The sequence below is a fragment of the Pseudomonas sp. HMSC08G10 genome (genome assembly GCF_001808425.1).
Lineage (GTDB): Bacteria > Pseudomonadota > Gammaproteobacteria > Pseudomonadales > Pseudomonadaceae > Aquipseudomonas > Aquipseudomonas guariconensis.
Genome location: NZ_KV793314.1, coordinates 25585 through 50438 on the forward strand (window position 1 = coordinate 25585; position 24854 = coordinate 50438).

A 24854-nucleotide genomic window follows, 5' to 3' on the forward strand; every position below is an offset into this window, starting at 1 on the left:
ATACGAGATGAGCAAACCAATGAAACGAAGCGCCTTTTTCCTCTCTGCCGCGATGGTTGGCCTGCTCGCGGTGTACGCCCCGTCTTCCTGGTCCAGTGACAACCATGATCAGCACTCTCAAAAGTCGTCCAACGCGGCGCAATCGAACGGCTCGAAGAGCAAGCAAGCCCAGGGCATGAACCATGAAGGCATGGATCACGGCTCCATGAAAGGCATGGATCATGGCTCTATGGAGGGCATGGATCATGGTTCCATGGAAGGAATGGATCACAGCAAAATGATGGAATCGCATGGCAGCGACAAAGCTAAGGCAGGGAAAAATGGCCAATAGCGTTGCACGACCATCGCTGCTGGCATTCGCCGTTTCTTTAGGTGTGCTGGGCGTTTCGCCCAGCTTCGCCGCTGAAATGGATCATTCCGGAATGGACCACTCGGCAATGGGCCACGGTGCCATGCAGATGGACCACGCCTCATCACAGGCTGCGATGCCGGGCATGGACCACAGCCAGATGGGCGCGAGCAAGCAACCCACGCAACCTGCACCCGTTGATCACAGCAAAATGGGCCATGGCCAGCCCAAAGCGAAACCCGCCTCGATGGACCACAGCAAGATGGACCATGGAAGCATGAAAGGCATGGATCACGGGTCCATGGAAGGCATGGATCATGGCGCGATGGGTCATTCCACGATGGGAAACGGGAACGCTGATTCGCCGACCCCGACCAGCCGTACGCCAATCCCGGTGCTGACTGATGCCGACCGGCAGGCTGCCTTCCCCCCGCTTGACGGGCACAAAATGGATGACAGCGGGTTCAACAGCTTTTTCTTGCTAGACCAACTGGAATACCAAGATGCCGATGAAGGTAGCACGCTTGCTTGGGATGCATCCGGCTGGGTGGGCGGCGATATCAATAGGCTCTGGATTCGCTCGGAAGGTGAACGAACCAATGGTGTGACTGAAGATGCTGAGCTGCAGCTCCTCTATGGCCGCTCCGTAAGTCCATGGTGGGATGTAGTCGCCGGCGTCAGGCAGGACTTTAAACCGGAAGATCCCCAGACCTGGGCCGCGTTCGGTATTCAGGGCATGGCTCTGTATGACTTCGAAGCGGAAGCCACGGCGTTTATCGGTGAGAACGGTCAGACCGCTGCCCGTCTGGAAGGTGAATACGACATCCTGCTGACTAATCGTTTGATCCTTCAGCCAACTGCTGAGGCCAATTTCTATGGCAAGAACGATCCGGATCGCGGCGTCGGCTCTGGCCTGGCAAATACGGAAGTTGGGCTGCGGCTGCGCTACGAAATTGTCCGCCAGTTCGCACCGTACATAGGTGTCACTTGGAGCCGTTCCTACGGCAAAACCGCCGATTTCATCCGAGATGAAGGTGGGGATGTGGACGAAGCTCGCTTTGTCGCCGGTATTCGGATGTGGTTTTGAGAACTCAATATGAAAAGAACAATTACAACACTGGTGACGGCGGGTGCTGTTGGTAGCGCTGCAGTGCTTGGCGCCGCTTACTTCGGTCTCGTGAACGTTGGTGCGGATGACCCGCACTTCCCCGCTGTACATGCGTTTTTGGCCATGGCGCGTGATCGATCAATTGAAGTCCGTGCACGCGACATTGAGGTCCCAGATCTTAAAGATCCTGCTCTTATCCAAGCAGGGGCAGGCAATTACAACGCCATGTGTATCGGATGCCACCTCGCTCCTGGGGTGCAGAAAACTGAACTCAGCCAAGCCCTATACCCATCCCCACCAAACCTCACCGAGATAGGTGTAAGCGGTGACCCTGCTGCTGCGTTTTGGACCATCAAGCACGGTATCAAAGCGACAGGCATGCCAGCCTGGGGTAAGAGCATGGACGACCAGTACATCTGGGGAATCGTCGCGTTCCTGGACCAGCTACCGCAACTCAATGCTGAGCAGTACCAGATGATGGTCGCTTCCAGTGGTGGTCACCAACATGGCGGTGGCGAAAGCGATATGCATAACCATGAAGGCCAACACGGTGGTGCGAAATCAGGTCATGGAAATCATGATGATTCCGCAGCAAACGGCGTGGCTGAGGAAAGTCATGATCATGGCAGTTCGCATTCGGAGTCTTCATCAGTAGCGGAGCACCACGGTGAACACGAGTCCGGCGAGGCGCACTCGGACCACCACACAGGTTCTACTCCCAAAACCCATGTGCACAAAGACGGGAAGGAGCACACTCATGACAAGTAAGCGCCGCTTCCTCGGTTTAAGTACCGCAGCGTCACTTCTAATCGCCTCAGCCGCCTTTGCTGCGGAGCCCCTGACTATCGATATGCACCGGGACGCTAATTGCGGTTGCTGTAAGAAATGGATAGCGCACTTGGAGGCAAACGGCTTCAAGGTCGTCGACCACGTTGAAACGGACATGAGGGCGGTGAAGCAAGAGCTAGGAGTAGCTCCGAGGCTGGCTTCGTGTCACACCGCGGTTATCGATGGCAAGTTTGTGGAAGGTCACGTCCCCGCAGCCCAGGTGCAGGAGCTCATAAAGCGCAACGACCTGGCAGGCGTCGCGGTACCTGGCATGCCCGCTGGCTCACCAGGTATGGAGGTTGATGGCATGAAACACGCCTATCAAGTCATCGGCCTCACCAAGAGTGGGGACGATCAAGTAGTTGCCAGTTATCCTGACACGTAATGCAAGATGCCCCGGGGGAAGGGCTTCTGCCGGCCAGCCGACCAGCTGCAGCGCTGGTCGTGGTCAGCTTACTCCAAGACTTACCCTGTCCCTTCGGTCAGTTTTGACCTCTACAGTTAATTCCAGCAGAGCGATATTCGAGGATTTTCAACTCACCTGTTGAGTCCTCGTAATTCATCTGTGTCGGCATCACGTCGCAGCTACCTTTGAGCGAAGTCATACTGATAACTCTCGCCACATCCAGTTTCATTCCGTAGCGATAATGGATCACTTCAGGTGGTTTTTTTCCATTGGCAGCGGCGTAGGCACGCATTGCTTGCTCATTTGCCTGAATCATCTTTCCGTGTAAGCGATCAGATCCTCCTTCAGCTAAAGCGGATGAGGAGGCGATTACGAGCATGAGGGCGGCAATGCTTTTAGCGGTGTTCATTTCTGTTACTCCATGAAGACATGAGTGAAGCTTACCGACTGGGAGCTGTCATCCACGTGATCCAGGAATTACATGTTTGTAAGCAGGCTATCGATAATGATGGCTCTGAATACACGTGAAAGCCGCGTCGTTTCAGGCTGCGACAGTTTTAATTCTCTAGCGAATCAGTCTGAACCGGCGTTTTGGGTGATTGCGACAGTTTTGCGTTTCCTCTCCAAATGGCTGCAGGCCGCGAAAGACGGGACCCTCTAGCGACAGTTTTAATTCTCTAAATCCACCACCCGCAGAAAATTTCGTCACGCCCCAGAATGGGAATTTGCATTCGGGGCGCACCACGATTCATCTCGTGCCAGAAGCCGCCTGCAGTGCAATCAATTGGCGAGCCAAGACTCGACTACCTCAGCGCCATACTCGTTTTTCCAGGCCTTAAGCGTACGCTGATTACCACCCTTGGTCTCAACAACCTCTCCGCTGTGTGGATTCTTGTAGACCTTCACTTCGCGTGGTTTCCGAGAGGTTTTTGGGGCCATATCAGTGGAAGCCACCGCTTGCGGATCGAGGATCAGCACCACTTGGCGCAGGCCGTAGCCATACTCGTTGAGCAAACTGCGCAGCTTCGTTTCAAATTCCATTTCCTGCTTCAGGGCAGAGTCATTTTTCAGCGCTTCCAGCTCCGCCAGTTGGGCTGCGAGCTGTTGTTCGAGCAGGCGGAATTCAGCGAGACGGGACATAAGATTCTCCAAAATGGGTTCGATGATTTTAGCAATCAAGAAAGAAAGCGTGCTAACTATCTTGATCCCACATGCCTGAATCGGCAATCACGAGGCTGAGCGATCGGTGTGGATAAAAACGTGATGGCTTCAGGATCGTCGATCTGGGCGGCTTCACTTGCGAGGTAATCGATCAGCTTTTTGCTTCTTACCCAAACGTACTGCCGGCAAGCCGCGTTTGGAATGGATGGCCCCGCAACGGGGCGAAACCTGGCCTCCCAAAGGTGCTTGAACGCCTCCCTGGTCGACTTCCCCAAATACACCGCAATCTCCGGTCCCAAGATATAGCCACGCCTGAATCTGTCGATGGCTTGAGGCTTAACCATCAATTGCGTACGCCGGCCTCGTTCGACAGCAGTGCTCCATAGCAGACCCAGTCGAACGAACGCGTATGCGCATTGTTCTTTGACGCCTAACAGCGCAGCAGCCTTGACTACCGACAGGCCGGGAAAGACCGGACTCTTGTTCTCAGCTCGGGCTTGTTGCCACGCTGCAAAATCTTGCGGCTTGAGTAACCACGCCCCTACCGCAACCGAGCCATTCTCAGCTGGGCCGTAAGCGCGAAGTTCACCTGCACGTATTGCCTGAACCAACTCGACCAACCCACCCCCCTTGGGCAGAGAATGCTTGGCCAAGTAGTTGATCGACACCAGGCTCTGGTCAGAGCTGGTAGGCAGCTTCTCATCAATCAATTCGTTGATCGAGCGGCAGTCAATCAGCCACCTTTCGCCTGGGCGCGGTTCTCCACCAAAGAACTGGAGGGTACCACCAGCTAGCAGCTGCCTAACCCGATTGCGACAGAGGCTTAGCAAAGTCGAGGTTTCTTTCATATCAGCCACGCCCTGGAGATGCTGCGAGATTGCCTTCAAATGATCCAGGTCCACGACCGTAAAGACTCGATCTTCATGGACCTTCTCCCGATAGGCGATTTGTCCCTCCTGATGAAGGCGTTTTATGACTGATACCCCGAGACCACAAGCTTCAGCAGCAGAATCGAACGACACCCAACGATGTCTCTCAATCGTCTCCTCACTCAAATTGCGATTTCGCTTCGCTAACGGTGCTTCCCACGCATGCTGCAGAAATGATTCGAACTCTCGACGAAGAAAGTCAAAACAAGAGTCATCCAGATCACGGTGGATGTCGTGGTATATCGGGCCGAACGATCTGCTGAGCGTCCAATGTTCGTTATCGGAATGGACTGCCTTGAGGCCACTCAGCAGTTCTCTGAATGCGAGAGGCCAGTTCATGAGAACCACGCCCGCCGCGTTTGCCATAAGCCGCGATATCTCTAGCGAACCCGAATCAGCAACCTTCAGCGGCTGGGTTCTTTCCGTAGGCAAACTTCTGACAGCGAGACGCGATGACAACTCGTGAAACTGTTCGTAGGTGAGGGCCGCCAATCCCGCGTCAGCTGGCAACGAGTCGGCGTAAAACCTATCTTCAAAGCCAGAGGTGAGCCAGGCGGCCGTATCACTCGCCGGCGCGATCTCAAAATTGGTCCCACTCAATGAGGTGCCACACGCTTGGCAACTATTCGCACTCATTGCGCTTGGATCGGTTTCCTTCAGACAGTTGGGGCACCGCCCGTGGAGTTCAGTGCCGTGGACAGAACACGTCGTAACCAGGGTCAAGCCCCAGCTTTCTCTCCAATAACCGGCTTCGCCCAAACAGATCGGACAGTAACGAGCGTGATGAGTCGTCCATAACTTGACCCCCTTGGGCCTTGGATCACGAAACTCAGCAGATACCGCAGGCCAGCTCAGTGGTCCTTCCATCATCTGCAGCCAGTCCGCAACATCGGTCTCGTCGGCTCGTGCAAAGGCGGTGAGCAGTTCCTTTCTGGGTAATCCGTTGGCTTTCGCCAGGCGCTGCAGGTACCCCAAAAGACTTTCGTCTTGGTGTGGTCGTGGGTTGATTAAAAGACCAAACATTCCTACACATCCATGAAATCGAAGACATAAAAATCAGGGGAGTAGAGCCGGGCCGATAAGCCCGGCCCTTGGCCGTCAGGTACTGCTCTCTTCGAACGTCTCAAACGGCTCCCGCTTCCCGAACAGAGGCTGGAAATTGAAGCTCGCACTGAAGGGGTTTCGATCCTCGGTGGCGTAGCTCCAAACCTCGTCTTCAAAAGCCTGGGCCAGCACAGGAAGTTCAATCCCGACAAGGTCCTGGACTTGAACCAGCCAAACAGCCCTGTCCACAATCTTGATGAGGTAGTCGATCAATCCATAGGAAGCCAGGTAGAAGCGTTTAATCATCGCTGGCTCTACAAAACTGATGGTTTGAACAGGCAGTTCGCCCTCGATTGCCTGCAACAACATCACGAAATGAAGAGACGTATTAGCGGAGAAGGTGAAGCGATCGTATGCCACCGTGGCCGAAAACCTGCGTCGCAGTTGCTCGTTTGCTAGCAGGAGATTTTCGGTGCGCTTCAGCCCAATCAGAACAAACGCGATACTGGTTTCATTCATCAGACTCTTGATCCAGTCTGCTGCCTCATACGCACCATTACGACGATAATCGACCAGGTGCTGCGCCTCATCGAGGACCAACATCTCCACGCCAAGGTTCTTCAGCAGCAGGACTACTCGCGCAAATTTAACCTCTGCCGAATGTCCTCGTGCCTCTGCGAAGGGATCCTTCAGCTCTGCCAAAATGGCTGCTGCCAGGTTCTTTTTGGTTGGAGACGAAGGCATCTCGACGAACAGAACTGTCCGCTTCTGTGGGTCATGGCTCTCCAATTCCTCCAATGACCGAATGTACTCCTTGACCAATGTGCTCTTGCCCACTCCGCTTGGACCTTGGATCAGCAACCCTTTACTTGCTCTGGTACGCCGACTATCGCCGTGGATATCGCCTAGTCGCGTCAACGCTCGCTCGACTTGAGGGCTGTGAATAAAACGATCGCGGAGCGTAAAGCTGTATTCACCATGCTCGTAGCATTCGTACAGATTGATGGCGTTCATGGCTTAGAACTCCCAGCAGGGCGACGAACCGAGACCTTGAAGGCTGCTGGCGGAATGTTAGGAATAGAGTCACCGGTCCATTCCACTTCAGCGAGTACCTTGGGTGGAGGCGTGCTTTCGGTCACTCGACCCTCCTTGTCGATTTTCGCTATGGCAGCTGCGCGTCGTTTTCTGAGCGTCTGCGAACGGCGGGCCTCGTCTGCATCTTCCATAATTTCCTGGTAGCACCTGTGCGTAGCCTCGAAGCTAGGCTGCTCATTATATTTTTTCTCGCAGCGCTTTCTCGGCAGCCTTCCACACCTCCCTGCTCTTACCGGCCATTCGCTCATCTTTGGCGGGCACTTTGAAGAACAAGTTTCTGAAGCGGTCGTGAACCCAAACGTGCCCGGCTTCGTCTCGATAGCGGACGTTTACCTTTTCTCCGTCTGCCAAACGCATACGGAGCTCAGCAAGTTCCGTAGAGTGGTAGCCCACTTTGGCAACCTCGATGCCGTAATGGTGAACCTTCACCGAGGCCCGCTTGGCCAGAATGCACTCCAACGAGTCCAGGTCGACGGGAAGGCTGATGACATGGTTCGCCTCGCTAGTCCCCCAGACTTGAGCCGGTGTTCTGTTGTCCAGCCCCCGATGAGGAGTCTGGTGGTAACCATCGACGATCCATTTCACTACCACCGCCTCCAATTGAGGGAGCGTGAAACATGCATTCTTCTCCGAGTCGTAATCGCCACGCTGCTGGATATTCGAGAAGGTGGTACCCGGGAGGTTGTGGATAAGCCCCAGGTTCTGTGTGCTGAAAAAGCGTTCGACGGCACCTTTCCTTTGAGGGGCCCTTGAAGCGGGATACATGATCTCGATACCCAACTCGTTGAATCCCATGATGAGATCGCCCGCGTGAAATTCCGCTGCGTTGTCTGGGACTATTCGAGCCGGCAGCCCACGTGCCCACCATTCATTTCTCACTTTCGGAAAGCGCTTCAGCAATTCGGCTTTTGGACGGATTGAGCGTTCGATCACACGAAGCACGGTTTCCGTATTTGGCGCCGACAGGTGGAGCAAATATCCCATCACCATTCGAGAGAAGCGGTCGAGGACGATCGTCAGATAGGGGCGCCCAATGCACAGCCCCGAGGTTTCATCCACAAGCTGGACGTCCAACAAGGTGTGATCAATTTCCCAACGTTCCAAAATCTCATGCACACGTAGGACACCCGCCGCAACACGGTGCTTCTTGTCTGCTGCGTGTTTTCCGAGCCTCTCCTTATCCACAAGGTACGGATCCAGCTTGGCGATGTACCTTCGGACAGTCATTCCGCTTGGGATCTTGAGCTGATCCGAAGGCAAACGACTTTTGTTCCTCTCTTTTATCTGATCCTCGAATTCTGAAACGACCACGCTGACCGCTGGAATCGTATCCTGCAGGTAGGTTTTATTAATCACCCCTTCAAGAATAACTTCGAGCTCTCCCTGTATCGCGGCAGCCCGACCCTTTTTGGCATGCTGAGGGATAAGCTTTACTACGTTCTGGCCAATGTATTTGGCTGCCCAACGTCGAATAGTGGAAACCGAGGGTGCGCACGCATCCCCAATCTTTTTGGCGATATCTCTAAGCTTCTTGATCATGTCTTCGTCACCCGGTAGCTTGTATTTACCGCGCTTAGTTAGGTCGTCCAGATACTTGCGTCGACGCAATGCCTCATCTCCATGTTTTTTGGGGAAGCATGAAATATCTGGAGGGACGTTCCGCACATACGGAACCCTCCCAAGGTATGGCTGATCAGCGGAGATCTCGATCTCGCGCTTCTCGTAGGCCTCATAGAACTCCTTCTCGGATAGCTTCGTGGGCTCACCAAGCTCATCGAAAAAGAGCAGCTTCCGGTCAATAAGCCTCTTCTCAAGCACCATCAGTACGCCACGAACGATGACGACCAATTTCACCCTAAGGGAAAAGGTTTGCATGACGGTGCCCCCCTTGCAGGAAGACCGGGGAGTCAGTGTCAATTGACCTATCAAGGTCAATGCCCACCACCCCAAGGCCTAACAAGCGCCAGGCTTTCCCCTCACCAACCACGTAGAGCAGATCTGCAACGGTCATAGGCGGCCATTCGTTGAAGGTCGCCATTACCTCCTCCAACGCCTGATGCGAAAGCTCTGGACCGCGCCGGTGATACATCAGCCTTCTAAGATTGGTAGCCAGGGGTTCAGCTTCAATTAACTTTTCAGTGATCACCGAAAAGTTACGGGCAGTGGCGTTGAAGTAGCGCTCAGCGGCATCCAGTCGCTGCCTGACGCTGGCAATCTTCAGTCGGTCGTGAGGCTTCACTTCAAACCACCACTCGCGCCCATCCGCGAGGAAAACCTGTACGTCTGGGTAATATTTGAAGTAGCCCTGGAGCGATGGAACACGTTCCTCACTGGGCTGCGGGACGTAGCCGATGACCGCAGGAGACAGCTCAAGAAGCCGAAAAAGAGCGCCTTCGAGCTGGGACTCCCAGGGCACAGGCTTTTTATTTTTGAGCGATGGGAAGTAGCCGCGGTAATGGTTGGACCGCCGCGTGACCACCTTTCGTACTGTCATGAAACACCTCCGAAAATCTCGAAACGAGCGCCGACGCTGCGCCAAAAAATCAAGGCGCAGGGCGGGCGAAGTGAGGCCTTTCGACAGGCAACACTGTGCCGTCGAGTAACCTCGCTAAGGTCGAAAAAATGGGAGAGGATTGACAGTCGCTTCGAAAAAGCAGACATTGCGGGTTCTGAGGACGCAAGTCTGCTTCGCTAAGCGCGGTCAGTCCTCTCGGGATTGATCGCGTTTTTCTACATTTTCAGGTCTCCTTTTCTCTCATTGGTCATGACTCTCATGACTGATCAGAATCTAAAGCAATCGGCTTGCTCTCTTTATTTCTAAACGGCCACTTCGTGATCGCTGGAGCAATTTGGATCAGGTCTGAAGCTCTCGCTTCAAACAGCTGATTTGGCTGAAAATCTTCAGTGCAAAGCGGAAAAGTTGGTCATAGATCTTATTCCAACATCCCTTCGAAATCTACAAAAAATCCAAAATGGCAACTTCCACCAAATTCCATTTCCATACTAAATTGTTCAAATTAATACTTAACACGTACGCTTAATTAACTATTAAGGTGTTCAAATATTAGTTTTAAAGTCCTCTCAATCTCTCTGCTGCTCAGATCCGCCCGCCGACCCTCTCAGCACTTCCAGCGCCCCATCAAATCACTTCCTCAAATCCCCCCATCTGCATCATTTTCCAATGAGCGGAGTAGGGCGCCCCGGCAGGAATTCCAGGCAAAAAAAAGCCCGCGAAGGCGGGCTTGATGGTGACCGACAGGGGCCATGGTTGAAGCCCGGCCGGTCATCTATTTGTGAAAGCGTGCAGCTTTTCTGTGAACCTACAGTGGGCCTGATCAGAAGTCCAGGTTGGATACCGACAAGGCGTTGCTTTCGATGAAGTCACGACGCGGCTCGACCGCATCACCCATCAGGGTGTTGAACAGCTGGTCGGCAGCGATCGCATCTTCGATGGTCACCTTCAGCATCCGGCGTACGGTTGGGTCCATAGTGGTCTCCCACAGCTGATCCGGGTTCATCTCACCCAGACCTTTGTATCGCTGGATGGTGTGACGCTTGGCGGTTTCGTTCATCAGCCAATCCAGCGCTTCCTTGAACTCAGTGACCGCCTTGCGACGCTCGCCCCGCTGCACGTAGGCACCTTCGCCGAGGAGGGTGCTGAGCTTGGCGCCAATGGCGACTACAGTGCGGTAGTCGTTGCTGCCGAAGAAGTCACGATTGAAGGTGACGTAGCTGGCCAAGCCATGGGAGGTGATTTCCACTTCCGGCAGCCAGAGGTTGCGTTCCTTGTCTTCGCGCAGGCTGGCCTGGTAGGTGAGGCCGGACTTCTGGCTGTTGCTCAGACGCTCCTGGAACTGCGCCAGCCAGGTCTGCATAACAGCTTGGTTGGCCAGTTGCTCCAGGGTGACTTCCGGCAGGTAGATGAAGTGCTCGGTAAGCTCTTCAGGATACAGACGCGAAAGACGCTTGAGCGTTTTCATCACGGAACGGAATTCGTTCACCAGGCTTTCAAGCTGAACGCCGGAAACCGCTGGCGCCGATTCGTCCAGGTGCAGGCTGGCATCTTCCAGGGCCGACTGCGTCATGTACTCCTCCATGGCGTCGTCGTCCTTGATGTATTGCTCTTGCTTGCCTTTCTTCACCTTGTACAGCGGTGGCTGGGCGATATAGATGTAGCCACGCTCGACCAGCTCTGGCAGTTGGCGGAAGAAGAAGGTCAGCAGCAGGGTACGGATGTGCGAACCGTCAACGTCAGCATCGGTCATGATGATGATGTTGTGATAACGCAGCTTGTCGATGTTGTACTCTTCACGGCCAATACCGCAGCCCAGGGCAGTGATCAAGGTGCCCACTTCCTGGGAGGAGATCATCTTGTCGAAACGCGCTTTCTCGACGTTGAGGATCTTACCCTTGAGCGGCAGGATCGCCTGGGTGCGACGGTTACGACCTTGCTTGGCCGAGCCACCCGCGGAGTCACCCTCCACCAGGTACAGTTCGGAAAGGGCAGGATCCTTTTCCTGGCAATCAGCGAGTTTGCCTGGCAGGCCGGCGATGTCCAATGCACCTTTGCGGCGGGTCATCTCACGTGCCTTGCGCGCTGCTTCACGGGCGCGGGCAGCATCGATCATCTTGCCGACCACCGCCTTGGCTTCGTTGGGGTTTTCCAACAGGAAGTCGGCAAAGTACTTGTTCATCTCCTGTTCCACGGCGGTCTTCACCTCCGAGGAAACCAGCTTGTCCTTGGTCTGCGAGCTGAACTTCGGATCCGGCACCTTGACCGAGATGATCGCGGTCAGACCTTCACGGGCATCGTCGCCAGTAGTCGCGACCTTGTTCTTCTTGGCCAGACCTTCCTGTTCGATGTAGTTGTTCAAGCTACGGGTGAGCGAGGAGCGGAAACCGACCAGGTGGGTACCACCGTCACGCTGCGGAATGTTGTTGGTGAAGCACAGCAGATTTTCGTTGAAGCTGTCGTTCCACTGAAGGGCGACTTCGACACCCACACCGTCGTCACGTTGAACATTGAAGTGGAACACCTGGGAGTTGACCGGGGTCTTGTTGGTGTTCAGGTATTCGACGAACGCGCGCAGGCCACCTTCATACTTGAAGAACTCTTCCTTGCCGGTACGTTCATCCTTGAGCAGGATACCGACGCCTGAGTTCAGGAACGACAGTTCGCGAATACGCTTGGCAAGGATGTCCCAGCTGAAGTGGATGTTCTTGAAGGTTTCGGCCGAAGGTTTGAAGTGAATATGTGTACCGGTAGTTTCACTCTCACCGACCACTGCCATCGGGGCCTGTGGAACACCGTGAACGTACGTCTGTTCCCAGATCTTGCCACTACGGCGAACGGTCAGTACCAGCTTCTCGGACAGGGCATTCACAACGGAAACACCTACACCGTGCAGGCCGCCCGAAACCTTATAGGAGTTGTCGTCGAACTTACCGCCCGCATGGAGGACGGTCATGATGACCTCAGCTGCCGAGACACCTTCTTCTTTGTGCACGTCAACAGGAATGCCGCGACCATTGTCGCGAACACTAATGGATTCGTCCGGGTGAATGATGACAGTGATGTCGTCGCAATGACCCGCGAGGGCTTCGTCGATCGAGTTGTCGACCACCTCGAAGACCATGTGGTGCAGGCCGCTGCCATCATCGGTGTCGCCAATGTACATGCCGGGGCGTTTGCGCACGGCATCCAGTCCTTTCAGCACCTTGATGCTGGAGGAGTCGTACGTTTGATTTTCGCTCATGCCTTCACTCCCGATGGTCGTGGGTCTGGGTGATACGGCCTTGTTCCACGTGGAACAAAGCAACTGGCGTTTCCGTCTGCCAGCCTTCCCTCAGTAATTCGTGATCTACACAGGTGATAAAAACCTGGCAGTGTAATTCTTCAAGCAAGCGACATAGCGCGAGACGATGCTGCTCATCCAGTTCGGACGGCAAGTCATCCACGAGATAAATACAATGACCGCGGCGTGCCTGGCTGACGAGGTGGCCCTGGGCGATCCGCAAGGCGCAGACCACCAGTTTCTGCTGACCTCGGGACAAAATGTCGGCGGCATTGTTTGCGCCCAATCGCAGACGCAAATCAGCACGCTGTGGCCCCGCCTGGGTGTGCCCGATTTGCTGATCGCGAAGAAGAGAGGAGGCGAGTACTTCGTTGAGTTCCCGGTCCTTGTCCCAGCCTCGGTAGTAGCTCAGGGTTAACCCGTCCAGCTCAACCAGTTCACTCAGGGTCCGCTCGAAGACAGGCTTCAAGGCCTTGATGTAATTGCGACGGTATTCATCTATCTCCGCACTGGCCAGGCATAACTCCCGGTCCCAGGCGGCTTGCGAAGCAGCGTCAAGTGTACCATGACGCAACCATGAGTTCCGCTGCCGCAGCGCCTTCTGCAGGCGCTGCCAGGCAGTCATGAATCGAGGTTCCACGTGGAACACTCCCCAATCCAGAAACTGCCGACGCACTTTCGGGGCACCCTCGAGCAGGCGGAAGCTGTCCGGATTGATGAGCTGCAGCGGCAGTAGTTCAGCGAGTTGAGCTGTACTACGCGCATTTTGCCCATCGATACGGATAGTGAAATCGCCCTGACGATCCCGCGATATTCCTAGATTGCTCATTCCGCCTTCGACAAGCTGAACCTCTCCAAATACGGTGCAGGTAGGCTGCTCGTACTGAATGACCGGATTCAGGCGTGTACTGCGAAAGGAACGGGCGAGCCCCAACAAATGCACAGCTTCGAGCACGCTGGTCTTGCCGCTGCCGTTGGCGCCGTAAAGGATGTTGATGCGGGGGGAGGGAGAGAGGGTCACCGGGTGCAGGTTGCGCACCGCGGTGACCATGATACGTCGAAGTGACATTTGGCCTGCTACAGGTTACAGACGCATCGGCATGACGACGTAAGAAGAGTCATCGTTGCCGGCTTCCTGAAGCAGGGCGCTGCTATTGGAGTCGGACAGAATCAGGCGAACCTGTTCCGTGGTCATCACGCCCAACACGTCGAGCAGATAGCTGACGTTGAAGCCGATCTCAAGCGAGCTGCCGTTGTAATCGACGCTGATTTCTTCCTCGGCCTCTTCCTGCTCCGGGTTATTCGCCTGGATCTTCAATTGGCCCGAAGCCAGTTGCAGACGAATGCCACGGTATTTCTCGTTGGAAAGGATGGCAGTACGGCTGAAGGCTTCTCGCAGGGCCTGGCGATCGCCGATCACCAGCTTGTCACCACCTTTGGGCAGCACACGCTCATAGTCCGGGAACTTGCCGTCTACCAGCTTGGAGGTAAAGGTGAACTCACCGGTGGTCGCACGAATATGGTGCTGACCCAGGACGATGCTGACCATGCCTTCCGGATCGGTGAGCAGACGCGCCAGCTCGAGAATACCCTTGCGTGGCACGATGACTTGGTGGCGTTCGGCCTGACCAATGGCGGCTTGCATGGAGCACAGCGCCAGACGGTGACCGTCAGTGGCAACCGCTCGGAGGGTATCGGTCGACACCTCCAACAGCATGCCGTTGAGGTAGTAACGCACGTCCTGCTGAGCCATGGCGAAGCTGGTGCGCTCGATCAAGCGACGCAGCTTGCTCTGCTCCAGGTTGCAAGTCAGCGAGCCAGGACCTTCCTCGACGGTCGGAAAGTCATTGGCCGGCAGCGTCGAAAGGGTAAAACGGCTGCGCCCGGCCTTGACCAGCAACTTCTGCTCGTCGACCTTGATATCGATCAGAGCGTCGCTCGGCAAGCTCTTGCAGATATCCATCAGCTTACGCGCTGGGACAGTGATCTCGCCCGGCTCGGCCGGCTCTTCCAGTTGCACACGGCCAACCAGCTCGACTTCCAGGTCGGTACCGGTCAACGACAGTTGCTGGCCTTGCACGACCAACAGCACATTGGACAGGACCGGCAAGGTCTGGCGGCGCTCGACGACGCCTGCGACCAGTTGCAGGGGTTTCAACAGGGCTTCGCGTTGAATGGTGAAATGCATGGTCTAGTCCCTTGCCTTCAATTAGCTGCACCGACGTTCATCAGGTCGTCAGCGTACGCAGCAGGTTCTTGTAGTCCTCGCGGATATCCGCATCGGATTCTTTCAGTTCGTTGATCTTGCGGCAGGCGTGCAGCACGGTGGTGTGGTCCCGACCGCCAAACATGTCGCCGATCTCCGGCAAACTGTGGTTGGTCAGTTCCTTGGACAACGCCATGGCAACCTGACGCGGGCGTGCAACCGAACGCGAACGTCGTTTGGACAACAGATCGGCGATCTTGATCTTGTAGTACTCGGCCACCGTGCGCTGGATGTTATCCACACTCACAAGCTTGTCTTGCAGCGCCAGCAGATCCTTGAGCGACTCGCGAATCAGCTCGATGGTGATATCCCGGCCCATGAAGTGGGAGTGGGCGATCACCCGTTTCAAAGCACCTTCCAGCTCACGCACGTTGGAGCGTATGCGCTGGGCGATGAAGAACGCTGCATCGTGGGGCAGCTCGACCTTCGCCTGGTCGGCCTTCTTCATAAGAATCGCAACGCGGGTTTCGAGCTCCGGCGGCTCCACGGCGACCGTCAGGCCCCAACCGAATCGCGATTTGAGGCGCTCCTCCAGGCCTTCGATCTCCTTCGGGTAACGGTCACTGGTGAGAATCACCTGCTGACCACCCTCAAGCAAGGCGTTGAAGGTGTGGAAAAACTCCTCCTGGGAACGCTCCTTACGGGCGAAGAACTGGATATCGTCGATCAGCAATGCGTCGACTGAGCGATAGAAGCGCTTGAACTCGTTGATCGCATTGAGCTGCAGCGCCTTGACCATGTCGGCGACGAAACGCTCGGAATGCAGGTACACCACCTTGGCATTCGGGTTCTTCTTCAGCAGGTGGTTACCCACAGCGTGCATGAGGTGGGTTTTACCCAGGCCCACACCACCATAAAGGAAGAGCGGGTTGTAACCATGCTTAGGGTTGTCGGCCACCTGCCAGGCCGCAGCGCGAGCCAATTGGTTGGACTTACCCTCGACGAAGGTTTCGAAGGTGAAGGTACGGTTGAGGTAGCTGGTGTGCTTGAGCGCGCCTTCGACCTGGACCGTGCGTTGCTCGGTACGTGTGCTGGTGGCCGGCGCAGAAGCAGGCTCGCCCATCACGTCGAAACTGTCGCGCGAAGACGGCTCTTCGATCTCGAGCGCAGGTGCCAGCTCAAGCGCAGGTTCAACGACCGGCTCGCTCGGCTGCACGACCTGTGCGGCTTGCTGGACTTGGGTCTGCTGGGCCATTGACGCAGCGACCGCGGCACTGACAGGCGCATTGGGTGCAGCACGCGGAGCGGAACTGCGACGGCTACCTATTAATAAGGAAAGGGCAGGCGCAATGCCATTGCCACGCTCGCCCAACAGCTCGAGCAGACGGCCCAGGTACTTTTCGTTGACCCAATCGAGAACGAAACGGTTGGGCGCATAGACGCGCAACTCGTCGCCTTCGGCTTCGACCTGTAGCGGACGGATCCAGGTGTTGAATTGCTGGGCAGGCAGTTCATCGCGCAGAAGCTCCACGCACTGCTGCCAAAGTTCCACTGACACGGATATCCCCTGAGTTGAAAGCCGGATGAGGCAAAAACAAACCGCCATTGTACCGGGAGGTAGACCAGTTATCCACATGTGACACCGACTTGCACAGGGACAATTCGGCCAAAAAACTTCCTAAACGCCTTGCCTGCGCTGTGAATAAGCCCTGTGGATAACCAGCCCTGAGCACTATGCACAACCCCACCCTCAGACCTGTTGATAACTCAACTGTGGATAACAAGCCATTTGCTCCACAGGTTGTGCATGTCATCAGCACAGCGAAGGCACCGTTTACCGACAAGGTTATGATTCCCTGAAACGCACGCGGATAAAGGCGTTTGGCATGTTATCCACAGATAGTTATCCACTAAAGATTTATAAGTTCTTCAGAAAAGCTTTTTATATGTCCTTCTATTTTTTTCATGTTGTCTCTCGCCCACGTCCGGATCAAGCCACCTGACAGCCTTCGACCCCTCCGTACCTTCTATAGGCAAAAGCTGGTTGGAAATTGACCTATGGGCTTGCTTTCTCTAGAATCGCCGGTCTCTTAAAAAGGGGGCCATTCCGGCCCGTTGTCGACAAACCCAGGTAACACGCCATGAAACGTACTTTCCAACCAAGCACCATCAAGCGCGCGCGCACCCACGGCTTCCGTGCCCGTATGGCTACCAAGAACGGCCGCGCTGTTCTGTCGCGTCGTCGTGCCAAAGGCCGTAAGCGTCTGGCAATTTGATTTTTCGGCACAGGTGGTGAGTCAGGACTTCAGTCGGGATAAGCGACTGCTTACACCCCGGCACTTCAAAGCGGTCTTCGACTCCCCAACCGGCAAGGTTCCAGGGAAAAACCTGCTGATCCTTGCTCGCGAGAACGGCCTCGATCATCCACGCCTCGGCTTGGTGATCGGCAAGAAGAGCGTCAAGCTCGCCGTTCAACGCAATCGTCTCAAGCGTTTGATGCGCGATTCGTTCCGTCTGAACCAGCAGCTGCTCGCCGGGTTGGACATCGTGATCGTCGCGCGCAAGGGATTGGGCGAGATTGAAAACCCAGAATTGCACCAACACTTTGGCAAGCTCTGGAAGCGACTGGTTCGCAGTCGGCCCTCTCCAGCGGCTAATGCCGATTCCGCAGGGGTAGACAGTCACGATGCGTAAACTGGCACTCGTTCCGATCCAGTTTTACCGTTATGCCATTAGTCCACTGATGGCCAGTCACTGTCGTTTCTACCCCAGTTGCTCCTGTTACGCTTATGAAGCCATTGAAAGCCATGGCCTCTTGCGTGGTGGGTGGCTGGCCGTTCGTCGCCTGGGGCGTTGTCATCCGTGGAACGACGGTGGTTTCGATCCCGTTCCGCCCGCTCCTTCCTCCCGAACTTCTTCGATAGCCGAGTAATCATGGATATTAAACGCACGATCCTGATCGTCGCCCTGGCAATCGTGTCCTACGTCATGGTCCTGAAATGGAACCAGGACTACGGTCAGGCTGCCTTGCCGACTCAGAATACTGCTGCCAGCAATGTTGCCCCGGCGCTGCCGGACACCGTTCCGGCCGGCAATAACGGCGCCAGCGCCGATGTGCCGAGCACCAATGCTGAAGCGACACCAGCGGAGCTGGCACCTGTCGCTGTCAGCAAGGACCTGATCCGGATCAAGACTGATGTCCTGGACCTGGCTATCGACCCGGTCGGCGGTGATATCGTCCAGTTGACTCTGCCGAAGTACCCGCGTCGCCAGGATCATCCGGACATTCCGTTCCAGCTGTTCGACAACGGTGGCGAGCGCGTCTACTTGGCCCAGAGTGGCCTGACGGGCAGCAACGGTCCGGACGCCCGTTCCACCGGCCGCCCGCTGTACGCTTCCGACAGCAAGAGCTACCAGCTGGCTGATGGCCAGGACCAACTGGTGGTGGACCTGAAGTTCAGCGAAAACGGCGTCAACTACATCAAGCGCTTCAGCTTCAAGCGCGGTGAGTACGACCTGACCGTCAGTTACCTGATCGATAACCAGAGCGGCCAGGCCTGGAACGGCAACCTGTTTGCCCAACTCAAGCGTGACGCCAGCTCCGATCCGTCGTCGAGCACTGCTACCGGCACCGCCACCTATCTGGGCGCAGCCCTGTGGACAGCTTCGGAGCCGTACAAGAAAGTGTCGATGAAGGACATCGACAAGGGCAGTTTGAAAGAAAATGTGTCCGGTGGCTGGGTTGCCTGGCTGCAGCACTACTTCGTGACCGCCTGGATCCCGAATAAATCGGACAACAACGTCGTCCAGACCCGCAAGGACAGCCAGGGCAACTACATCATCGGTTACACCGGTCCCGCTCTGAACGTCCCAGCTGGCGCCAAGGCTGAAACCAGCGCCATGCTGTATGCCGGTCCCAAGATCCAGTCCAAGCTCAAGGAACTGTCCCCAGGGCTGGAACTCACGGTCGACTATGGCTTCCTGTGGTTCATTGCCCAGCCGATCTTCTGGCTGCTGCAACATATCCACAGCCTGCTGGGTAACTGGGGCTGGTCGATCATCGTCCTGACCATGCTCATCAAAGGTCTGTTCTTCCCACTTTCCGCCGCCAGCTACCGTTCGATGGCGCGTATGCGCGCCGTTGCGCCGAAACTGGCCCAGCTCAAGGAACGCTTCGGTGATGATCGCCAGAAGATGTCCCAGGCGATGATGGAGCTGTACAAGAAAGAGAAGATCAACCCACTGGGCGGCTGCTTGCCGATCCTGGTCCAGATGCCGGTGTTCCTGGCGCTGTATTGGGTACTGCTGGAAAGCGTCGAGATGCGCCAGGCCCCATGGATGCTGTGGATTACCGACCTGTCGATCAAGGATCCGTTCTTCATCCTGCCGATCATCATGGGCGCCACCATGTTCATCCAGCAGCGTCTGAACCCGACTCCACCGGATCCGATGCAAGCGAAGGTCATGAAGCTGATGCCGATCATCTTCACCTTCTTCTTCCTGTGGTTCCCAGCCGGTCTGGTGCTGTACTGGGTTGTGAACAACTGCCTGTCCATCGCACAGCAGTGGTACATCACCCGTAGCATCGAAGCCGCAACCAAAAAAGCTGCTGCTTGACGAACGGCTGACGGCCTGTGAATAAAAACGCCCCCTCGTGGGGCGTTTTTGCTATCTGTGTATTTTCCGTAGAGGTTTTCGAGCATGAACACTGTGCGTGAAACCATCGCCGCCATTGCCACCGCCCAGGGGCGCGGAGGCGTTGGCATCGTCAGGTTGTCCGGTCCACTGGCCAGCCAGGCAGGGCAGGCCATCACCGGCCGAATCCTGACGCCACGCCATGCCCACTATGGCCCGTTCCGTGACAACGATGGCCTGGTGTTGGATGAAGGCATCGCCTTGTTCTTCCCGGGGCCGAACTCGTTTACCGGCGAAGATGTCCTAGAGCTGCAAGGCCATGGAGGTCCAGTGGTGATGGACATGCTCCTGCAGCGCTGTCTGCAGTTGGGTTGCCGCCTTGCACGCCCAGGTGAATTCAGCGAACGGGCGTTTCTTAACGACAAACTCGACCTCGCCCAGGCTGAAGCGATCGCCGACCTGATCGAGGCGAGCTCCACCCAGGCAGCGCGAAACGCCCTACGCTCATTGCAGGGCGCTTTCTCCAAGCGGGTGCACGACCTAACCGAAGCGTTGATCGCATTGCGCATCTACGTCGAGGCGGCGATCGACTTCCCTGAAGAGGAGATCGATTTTCTAGCCGATGGCCATGTACTGTCGATGCTCGATAACGTGCGCAGCGAGTTGTCCACAGTCCAGCGTGAAGCCGGGCAGGGCGCTTTGCTGCGCGACGGCATGACCGTCGTCATCGCTGGTCGTCCGAATGCCGGCAAGTCCAGCCTGCTCAATCGCCTGGCTGGTCGGGAAGCAGCTATCGTCACGGACATCGCCGGGACCACGCGGGATATCCTGCGTGAACATATCCACATCGATGGCATGCCGCTGCACGTAGTGGACACCGCTGGCCTGCGCGACACCGACGATCATGTGGAAAAGATTGGCGTCGAACGTGCCCTGAAGGCCATCAATGAAGCGGATCGGGTGCTCTTGGTAGTGGATTCCACTGCGCCGGAAGCGAGCGATCCGTTCGCCCTGTGGCCAGAATTTCTCGACAAGCGGCCAGACCCAGCCAAGGTCACACTGATACGAAACAAGGCCGACCTCAGTGGTGAGTCAGTCGGCATGGAGCAGTGTGAAGATGGCCACGTGACCATCACCCTCAGCGCCAAGGGTGAAGACGGTGGGCTGGAGTTGTTACGCGATCACCTCAAGGCTTGCATGGGCTACGAGCAGACTGCCGAAAGCAGTTTCAGCGCCCGACGACGTCATCTGGAAGCCCTGCGCCAAGCCGAGTCGCATCTGGAGCATGGTCGCGCTCAACTGACCTTGGCCGGCGCCGGAGAATTACTGGCCGAAGACCTGCGACAGGCACAGCAAGCACTGGGCGAGATCACCGGGGCCTTCAGTTCCGACGACCTGCTGGGACGTATCTTCTCGAGCTTCTGTATCGGCAAATAGCGTCGGGCCGACGTTTTACACAGAGCCGCTCCACCGGGAGCGGCTTTTTTTTGCCTGTGGAAAGACCCGGCGGGCAGCCCCATCGCGGAAAAAATCATCAACAGATGCGAAGCAGAGCGGATGAGCTCTGTGGAAAAGTCGCCTTCAGCACCGTTGATAACCACCTTTTTTTGTTGAGGACAAACCGCCCTGTGGGTAATCAGCACTTTAATCCACAGGTTAAACGCTGTTATCCAGAACCCTCATACCCCTTCAAACACAGGGTTTTGAATTCGCCAAGACGGCATGGATACTGGGCTGTATAAGTTTATCCACAGATGCCTGGGTTCATAAGAATAAACATAAAAACAAAGCTTTTTTAAATTTTTCCTCTTTGTTTTCTTTAACCTGCCATTCATCCACAGCCTGGTCAAATTTTGCTCAGAAGGTTCCTTTGAAGGGGGTGAAGTCCCTATACTTGTCCGCTTACCTTCTCTATTCGCAAAAACAGGCACGAGGTGCGTGGTGGATTTCCCTTCCCGTTTTGAAGTGATCGTCATCGGCGGCGGCCATGCCGGTACCGAGGCTGCGCTTGCGTCCGCACGCATGGGTGTGAAAACCCTGCTGCTGACCCATAACGTGGAAACCCTCGGTCACATGAGCTGCAACCCGGCTATCGGTGGCATTGGCAAGAGTCACCTGGTCAAGGAAATCGATGCGCTCGGCGGCGCCATGGCACTGGCCACCGACAAAAGCGGCATCCAGTTTCGTATCCTGAACAACCGCAAAGGCCCGGCCGTCCGTGCGACCCGTGCCCAGGCTGACCGCGCTATCTACAAGGCCGTGGTCCGCGAGATCCTGGAAAACCAGCCGAACCTGTGGATATTCCAGCAGTCCTGTGATGACCTGATCGTCGAGCAGGACCAGGTCAAAGGTGTCATTACCCAGATGGGTCTGCGCTTTTTCGCCGATTCGGTGGTTCTGACTACTGGTACCTTCCTCGGTGGACTTATCCACATCGGTCTGCAGAACTATTCCGGCGGTCGTGCAGGCGATCCGCCCGCGATTGCCTTGGCCCACCGCCTGCGTGAACTGCCGCTGCGCGTCGGTCGTCTGAAAACCGGTACCCCGCCCCGTATCGACGGGCGTTCGGTTGACTTCTCGGTGATGACCGAGCAACCCGGTGACACACCGATTCCGGTCATGTCGTTCATGGGCAATGCCGACATGCATCCACGCCAGGTGAGTTGCTGGATCACCCACACCAATGCCCGTACCCACGAGATCATCGCCTCGAACCTCGACCGTTCACCGATGTACTCGGGCGTCATCGAAGGCGTAGGACCGCGGTACTGCCCATCGATCGAAGACAAGATCCATCGCTTCGCCGACAAGGAAAGCCACCAGGTGTTCATCGAGCCGGAAGGCCTGACCACCCATGAGCTATACCCCAACGGCATCTCCACTTCGCTGCCGTTCGATGTGCAACTGGACATCGTCCGCTCGATCCGTGGCATGGAAAATGCCCACATCGTTCGCCCGGGCTACGCCATCGAGTACGACTATTTCGACCCGCGCGACCTCAAGTACAGCCTGGAGACCAAGGTCATTGGCGGGCTGTTCTTCGCCGGGCAGATCAATGGCACCACCGGCTACGAAGAGGCCGGGGCCCAAGGTCTGCTGGCCGGCACCAACGCCGCGCTTCGCGCCCTGGGCCGTGACAGCTGGTGTCCGCGCCGCGACGAGGCCTACATCGGTGTACTGGTCGACGACCTGATTACCCTCGGTACCCAAGAGCCATACCGCATGTTCACTTCGCGTGCCGAATACCGGCTGATCCTGCGCGAGGACAATGCCGATCTGCGCTTGACAGAGAAGGGCCGCGAGCTCGGGCTGATCGACGACGCCCGCTGGGCGGCGTTCTGCACCAAGCGTGAAGGCATCGAGCGGGAGGAACAGCGGCTGAAGTCCACATGGATCCGTCCGGGGACGCCCGAAGGCCAGGCGGTTGTGGATAAGTTCGGCACACCGCTGAGCCATGAATACAACTTGCTGAACTTGCTGGCGCGTCCTGAAATCGACTATGCCGGATTGATCGAAGCGACCGGTGGGGAACAAATCGATCCACAGGTGGCCGAACAGGTCGAGATCAAGACCAAATACGCCGGCTATATCGACCGTCAGCAGGAAGAAATCGCCCGCCTGCGTGCCAGCGAAGATACCCGTCTGCCTGTGGATATCGACTACACCACGATTTCCGGGCTGTCTAAGGAGATCCAGAGCAAGCTCGGCCAGACGCGTCCAGAGACCCTCGGGCAGGCTTCGCGTATTCCTGGCGTGACGCCCGCCGCAATTTCCCTGTTGCTGATTCATCTGAAAAAACGCGGCGCAGGCCGCGAATTGGAGCAAAGCGCTTGAGTTCCCTGGTCACCCCGCAACATGCACAAGAGTTGTCCACAGGCGCGCGCCAGCTCGGTGTCGAGCTGAGCCCGCAGCAGCAGGAAAAACTGCTGGGTTACCTGGCCCTGTTGATCAAGTGGAACAAAGCGTACAACCTGACCGCAGTGCGCGACCCGGACGAGATGGTGTCGCGCCATTTGCTCGACAGCCTGAGCGTCATGTCGTTTATCCACAATGACACCCAGCGTTGGCTGGATGTCGGCAGTGGCGGCGGTATGCCGGGGATTCCGTTGGCCATTCTGCATCCGCGCAAGCAAGTGACGCTTCTCGACAGCAATGGCAAGAAGACACGCTTCCTTACCCAGGTGAAAATGGAGCTCAAGCTGGACAACCTGCAGGTTATCCACAGCCGGGTGGAAGAATTCCAACCGGCGCAGCCGTTCTGCGGGATCATCTCTCGTGCGTTCAGCAGCATGGAGAACTTCACCAACTGGACACGCCACTTGGGCGACGCCCGGACGCAATGGCTTGCAATGAAGGGGCTGCATCCGGCCGATGAACTGGTAGCATTGCCCGCAGACTTCACAGTGGAAAGCGAGCAGGCCCTGACCGTTCCGGGTTGCCAGGGCCAGCGCCATCTGCTGATACTGCGCCGCAAGGCATGACTGGGAACACACGCAACAATGGCTAAGGTATTCGCAATCGCGAACCAGAAAGGTGGTGTGGGCAAGACCACCACCTGTATCAATCTCGCCGCATCGCTGGCCGCGACCAAACGTCGCGTGCTGCTGATCGACCTCGATCCACAGGGCAACGCCACCATGGGTAGTGGTGTGGACAAGCACGTCCTGGAGCATTCGGTCTATGACCTGCTGATCGGGGAATGCGACTTGGCCCAGGCCATGCACTACTCCGAGCATGGCGGCTTCCAGCTGCTGCCGGCCAACCGCGACCTCACCGCCGCCGAAGTGGTGCTGCTGGAAATGCAGATGAAGGAGAGCCGCCTGCGCAACGCGTTGGCGCCGATCCGCGAGAATTACGATTTCATCCTCATCGACTGCCCACCCTCGCTGTCGATGCTGACCCTCAATGCCCTAGTCGCCTCCGATGGCGTGATCATTCCGATGCAGTGCGAGTACTACGCGCTCGAAGGTCTCAGCGACCTTGTGGATAACATCAAGCGCATCGCCGCCCGCCTGAACCCGGAGCTGAAGATCGAAGGCCTGCTGCGGACCATGTATGACCCGCGCCTGAGCCTGAACAACGATGTGTCGGCCCAGCTCAAGGAGCACTTCGGAGACCAGTTGTACGACACGGTCATCCCTCGCAACATTCGCCTGGCCGAGGCGCCGAGTTTCGGCATGCCGGCCCTGGCCTACGACAAGCAATCGCGTGGCGCATTGGCCTACCTGGCATTGGCCGGTGAACTGGTGCGCCGTCAACGCCGTCAATCACGCACTGCACAGACAACTTAAGGAATCC

Annotated in this window: 22 protein-coding genes; 12 read left to right on the top strand and 10 right to left on the bottom strand. The window is 56.4% G+C overall.

The genetic code is table 11. The features are described from left to right. Window positions 1-7: 7 nt before the first annotated feature. From HMPREF3173_RS15760 to HMPREF3173_RS15770, 4 genes are read left to right on the top strand one after another with little or no spacing between them, the layout of a single operon-like run. A complete protein-coding gene (locus HMPREF3173_RS15760) occupies window positions 8-331 on the top strand; it encodes a hypothetical protein (RefSeq protein WP_012269845.1) in 324 nt (107 codons plus the stop codon). Continuing rightward, window positions 321-1436 (top strand): copper resistance protein B, encoded by a 1116-nt coding sequence (locus tag HMPREF3173_RS15765; RefSeq protein WP_070574394.1) that lies wholly within the window; start codon window positions 321-323, stop codon window positions 1434-1436. The genes HMPREF3173_RS15760 and HMPREF3173_RS15765 overlap by 11 nt, the downstream gene beginning before the upstream one ends. Window positions 1437-1445: 9 nt before the next feature. Continuing rightward, window positions 1446-2225: a c-type cytochrome gene (locus HMPREF3173_RS24055; RefSeq protein ID WP_083300076.1), complete on the top strand. Its 780-nt coding sequence runs from the start codon at window positions 1446-1448 to the stop codon at window positions 2223-2225. Then, the gene (locus tag HMPREF3173_RS15770) at window positions 2215-2670 is read left to right on the top strand and encodes a DUF411 domain-containing protein (protein ID WP_070574396.1); all 456 of its coding nucleotides are present in this window, start codon (window positions 2215-2217) and stop codon (window positions 2668-2670) included. Before HMPREF3173_RS24055 ends, HMPREF3173_RS15770 begins: the two co-directional genes overlap by 11 nt. Window positions 2671-2767: 97 nt before the next feature. Here HMPREF3173_RS15770 and HMPREF3173_RS15775 read toward each other — a convergent pair whose 3' ends face one another. The 10 genes from HMPREF3173_RS15775 to dnaA all read right to left on the bottom strand — a co-directional run bounded on the left by HMPREF3173_RS15775 (window position 2768) and on the right by dnaA (window position 16479). Next, window positions 2768-3100: a DUF2790 domain-containing protein gene (locus tag HMPREF3173_RS15775; RefSeq protein WP_011953079.1), complete on the bottom strand. Its 333-nt coding sequence runs from the start codon at window positions 3098-3100 to the stop codon at window positions 2768-2770. 371 nt (window positions 3101-3471) lie between these two features. After that, window positions 3472-3831: a histone-like nucleoid-structuring protein, MvaT/MvaU family gene (locus tag HMPREF3173_RS15780; protein WP_010951431.1), complete on the bottom strand. Its 360-nt coding sequence runs from the start codon at window positions 3829-3831 to the stop codon at window positions 3472-3474. Window positions 3832-3887: 56 nt separating this feature from the next. Then, window positions 3888-5804, bottom strand: a complete 1917-nt coding sequence (locus tag HMPREF3173_RS15785; RefSeq protein WP_010951430.1) for a TniQ family protein — start codon at window positions 5802-5804, stop codon at window positions 3888-3890. Between the two features lie 75 nt (window positions 5805-5879). Continuing rightward, on the bottom strand, window positions 5880-6839 hold the full coding sequence (locus tag HMPREF3173_RS15790) for a TniB family NTP-binding protein (RefSeq protein ID WP_010951429.1): 960 nt from the start codon (window positions 6837-6839) through the stop codon (window positions 5880-5882). Window positions 6840-7097: 258 nt separating this feature from the next. After that, window positions 7098-8795: a DDE-type integrase/transposase/recombinase gene (locus HMPREF3173_RS15795; protein ID WP_256544514.1), complete on the bottom strand. Its 1698-nt coding sequence runs from the start codon at window positions 8793-8795 to the stop codon at window positions 7098-7100. Beyond that, entirely contained in the window at window positions 8776-9414 is a 639-nt protein-coding gene (locus HMPREF3173_RS15800; RefSeq protein ID WP_011953077.1) for a TnsA endonuclease N-terminal domain-containing protein, read from the bottom strand. The genes HMPREF3173_RS15795 and HMPREF3173_RS15800 overlap by 20 nt, the downstream gene beginning before the upstream one ends. A gap of 841 nt (window positions 9415-10255) precedes the next feature. Beyond that, on the bottom strand, window positions 10256-12676 hold the full coding sequence (gene gyrB, locus HMPREF3173_RS15805) for a DNA topoisomerase (ATP-hydrolyzing) subunit B (RefSeq protein WP_043214213.1): 2421 nt from the start codon (window positions 12674-12676) through the stop codon (window positions 10256-10258). 4 nt (window positions 12677-12680) lie between these two features. Beyond that, window positions 12681-13784 (bottom strand): DNA replication/repair protein RecF, encoded by a 1104-nt coding sequence (recF, locus tag HMPREF3173_RS15810; protein ID WP_070574398.1) that lies wholly within the window; start codon window positions 13782-13784, stop codon window positions 12681-12683. A 15-nt stretch (window positions 13785-13799) separates the two neighbouring features. Next, the gene (dnaN, locus tag HMPREF3173_RS15815) at window positions 13800-14903 is read right to left on the bottom strand and encodes a DNA polymerase III subunit beta (protein WP_043214209.1); all 1104 of its coding nucleotides are present in this window, start codon (window positions 14901-14903) and stop codon (window positions 13800-13802) included. A gap of 40 nt (window positions 14904-14943) precedes the next feature. Continuing rightward, window positions 14944-16479: a chromosomal replication initiator protein DnaA gene (gene dnaA, locus HMPREF3173_RS15820; protein ID WP_043214207.1), complete on the bottom strand. Its 1536-nt coding sequence runs from the start codon at window positions 16477-16479 to the stop codon at window positions 14944-14946. 583 nt (window positions 16480-17062) lie between these two features. Between dnaA and rpmH the strand changes: the two genes are divergently transcribed. The 8 genes from rpmH (at window position 17063) to HMPREF3173_RS15855 (ending at window position 24847) form a co-directional block, all read left to right on the top strand. Further along, a complete protein-coding gene (gene rpmH, locus HMPREF3173_RS15825) occupies window positions 17063-17197 on the top strand; it encodes a 50S ribosomal protein L34 (RefSeq protein ID WP_003253163.1) in 135 nt (44 codons plus the stop codon). A 13-nt stretch (window positions 17198-17210) separates the two neighbouring features. Next, a complete protein-coding gene (rnpA, locus tag HMPREF3173_RS15830; protein ID WP_070574400.1) occupies window positions 17211-17615 on the top strand; it encodes a ribonuclease P protein component in 405 nt (134 codons plus the stop codon). Further along, window positions 17608-17853: a membrane protein insertion efficiency factor YidD gene (gene yidD / locus HMPREF3173_RS24060; protein ID WP_083300077.1), complete on the top strand. Its 246-nt coding sequence runs from the start codon at window positions 17608-17610 to the stop codon at window positions 17851-17853. The genes rnpA and yidD overlap by 8 nt, the downstream gene beginning before the upstream one ends. A 2-nt stretch (window positions 17854-17855) precedes the next feature. Beyond that, window positions 17856-19538 (top strand): membrane protein insertase YidC, encoded by a 1683-nt coding sequence (gene yidC, locus HMPREF3173_RS15835; protein WP_043214205.1) that lies wholly within the window; start codon window positions 17856-17858, stop codon window positions 19536-19538. An 84-nt stretch (window positions 19539-19622) separates the two neighbouring features. Next, a complete protein-coding gene (gene mnmE, locus HMPREF3173_RS15840; RefSeq protein WP_070574402.1) occupies window positions 19623-20993 on the top strand; it encodes a tRNA uridine-5-carboxymethylaminomethyl(34) synthesis GTPase MnmE in 1371 nt (456 codons plus the stop codon). Between the two features lie 504 nt (window positions 20994-21497). Further along, window positions 21498-23390 (top strand): tRNA uridine-5-carboxymethylaminomethyl(34) synthesis enzyme MnmG, encoded by a 1893-nt coding sequence (mnmG, locus tag HMPREF3173_RS15845; protein WP_070574404.1) that lies wholly within the window; start codon window positions 21498-21500, stop codon window positions 23388-23390. Next, window positions 23387-24037 carry a 16S rRNA (guanine(527)-N(7))-methyltransferase RsmG gene (rsmG, locus tag HMPREF3173_RS15850; protein WP_070574406.1) on the top strand — a complete coding sequence of 217 codons (651 nt, stop codon included), beginning with the start codon at window positions 23387-23389 and terminating at the stop codon, window positions 24035-24037. The genes mnmG and rsmG overlap by 4 nt, the downstream gene beginning before the upstream one ends. An 18-nt stretch (window positions 24038-24055) precedes the next feature. Next, complete coding sequence (locus HMPREF3173_RS15855) at window positions 24056-24847, top strand: ParA family protein (RefSeq protein WP_043214197.1); 792 nt, start codon at window positions 24056-24058, stop codon at window positions 24845-24847. The last annotated feature ends 7 nt before the right edge of the window (window positions 24848-24854 follow it).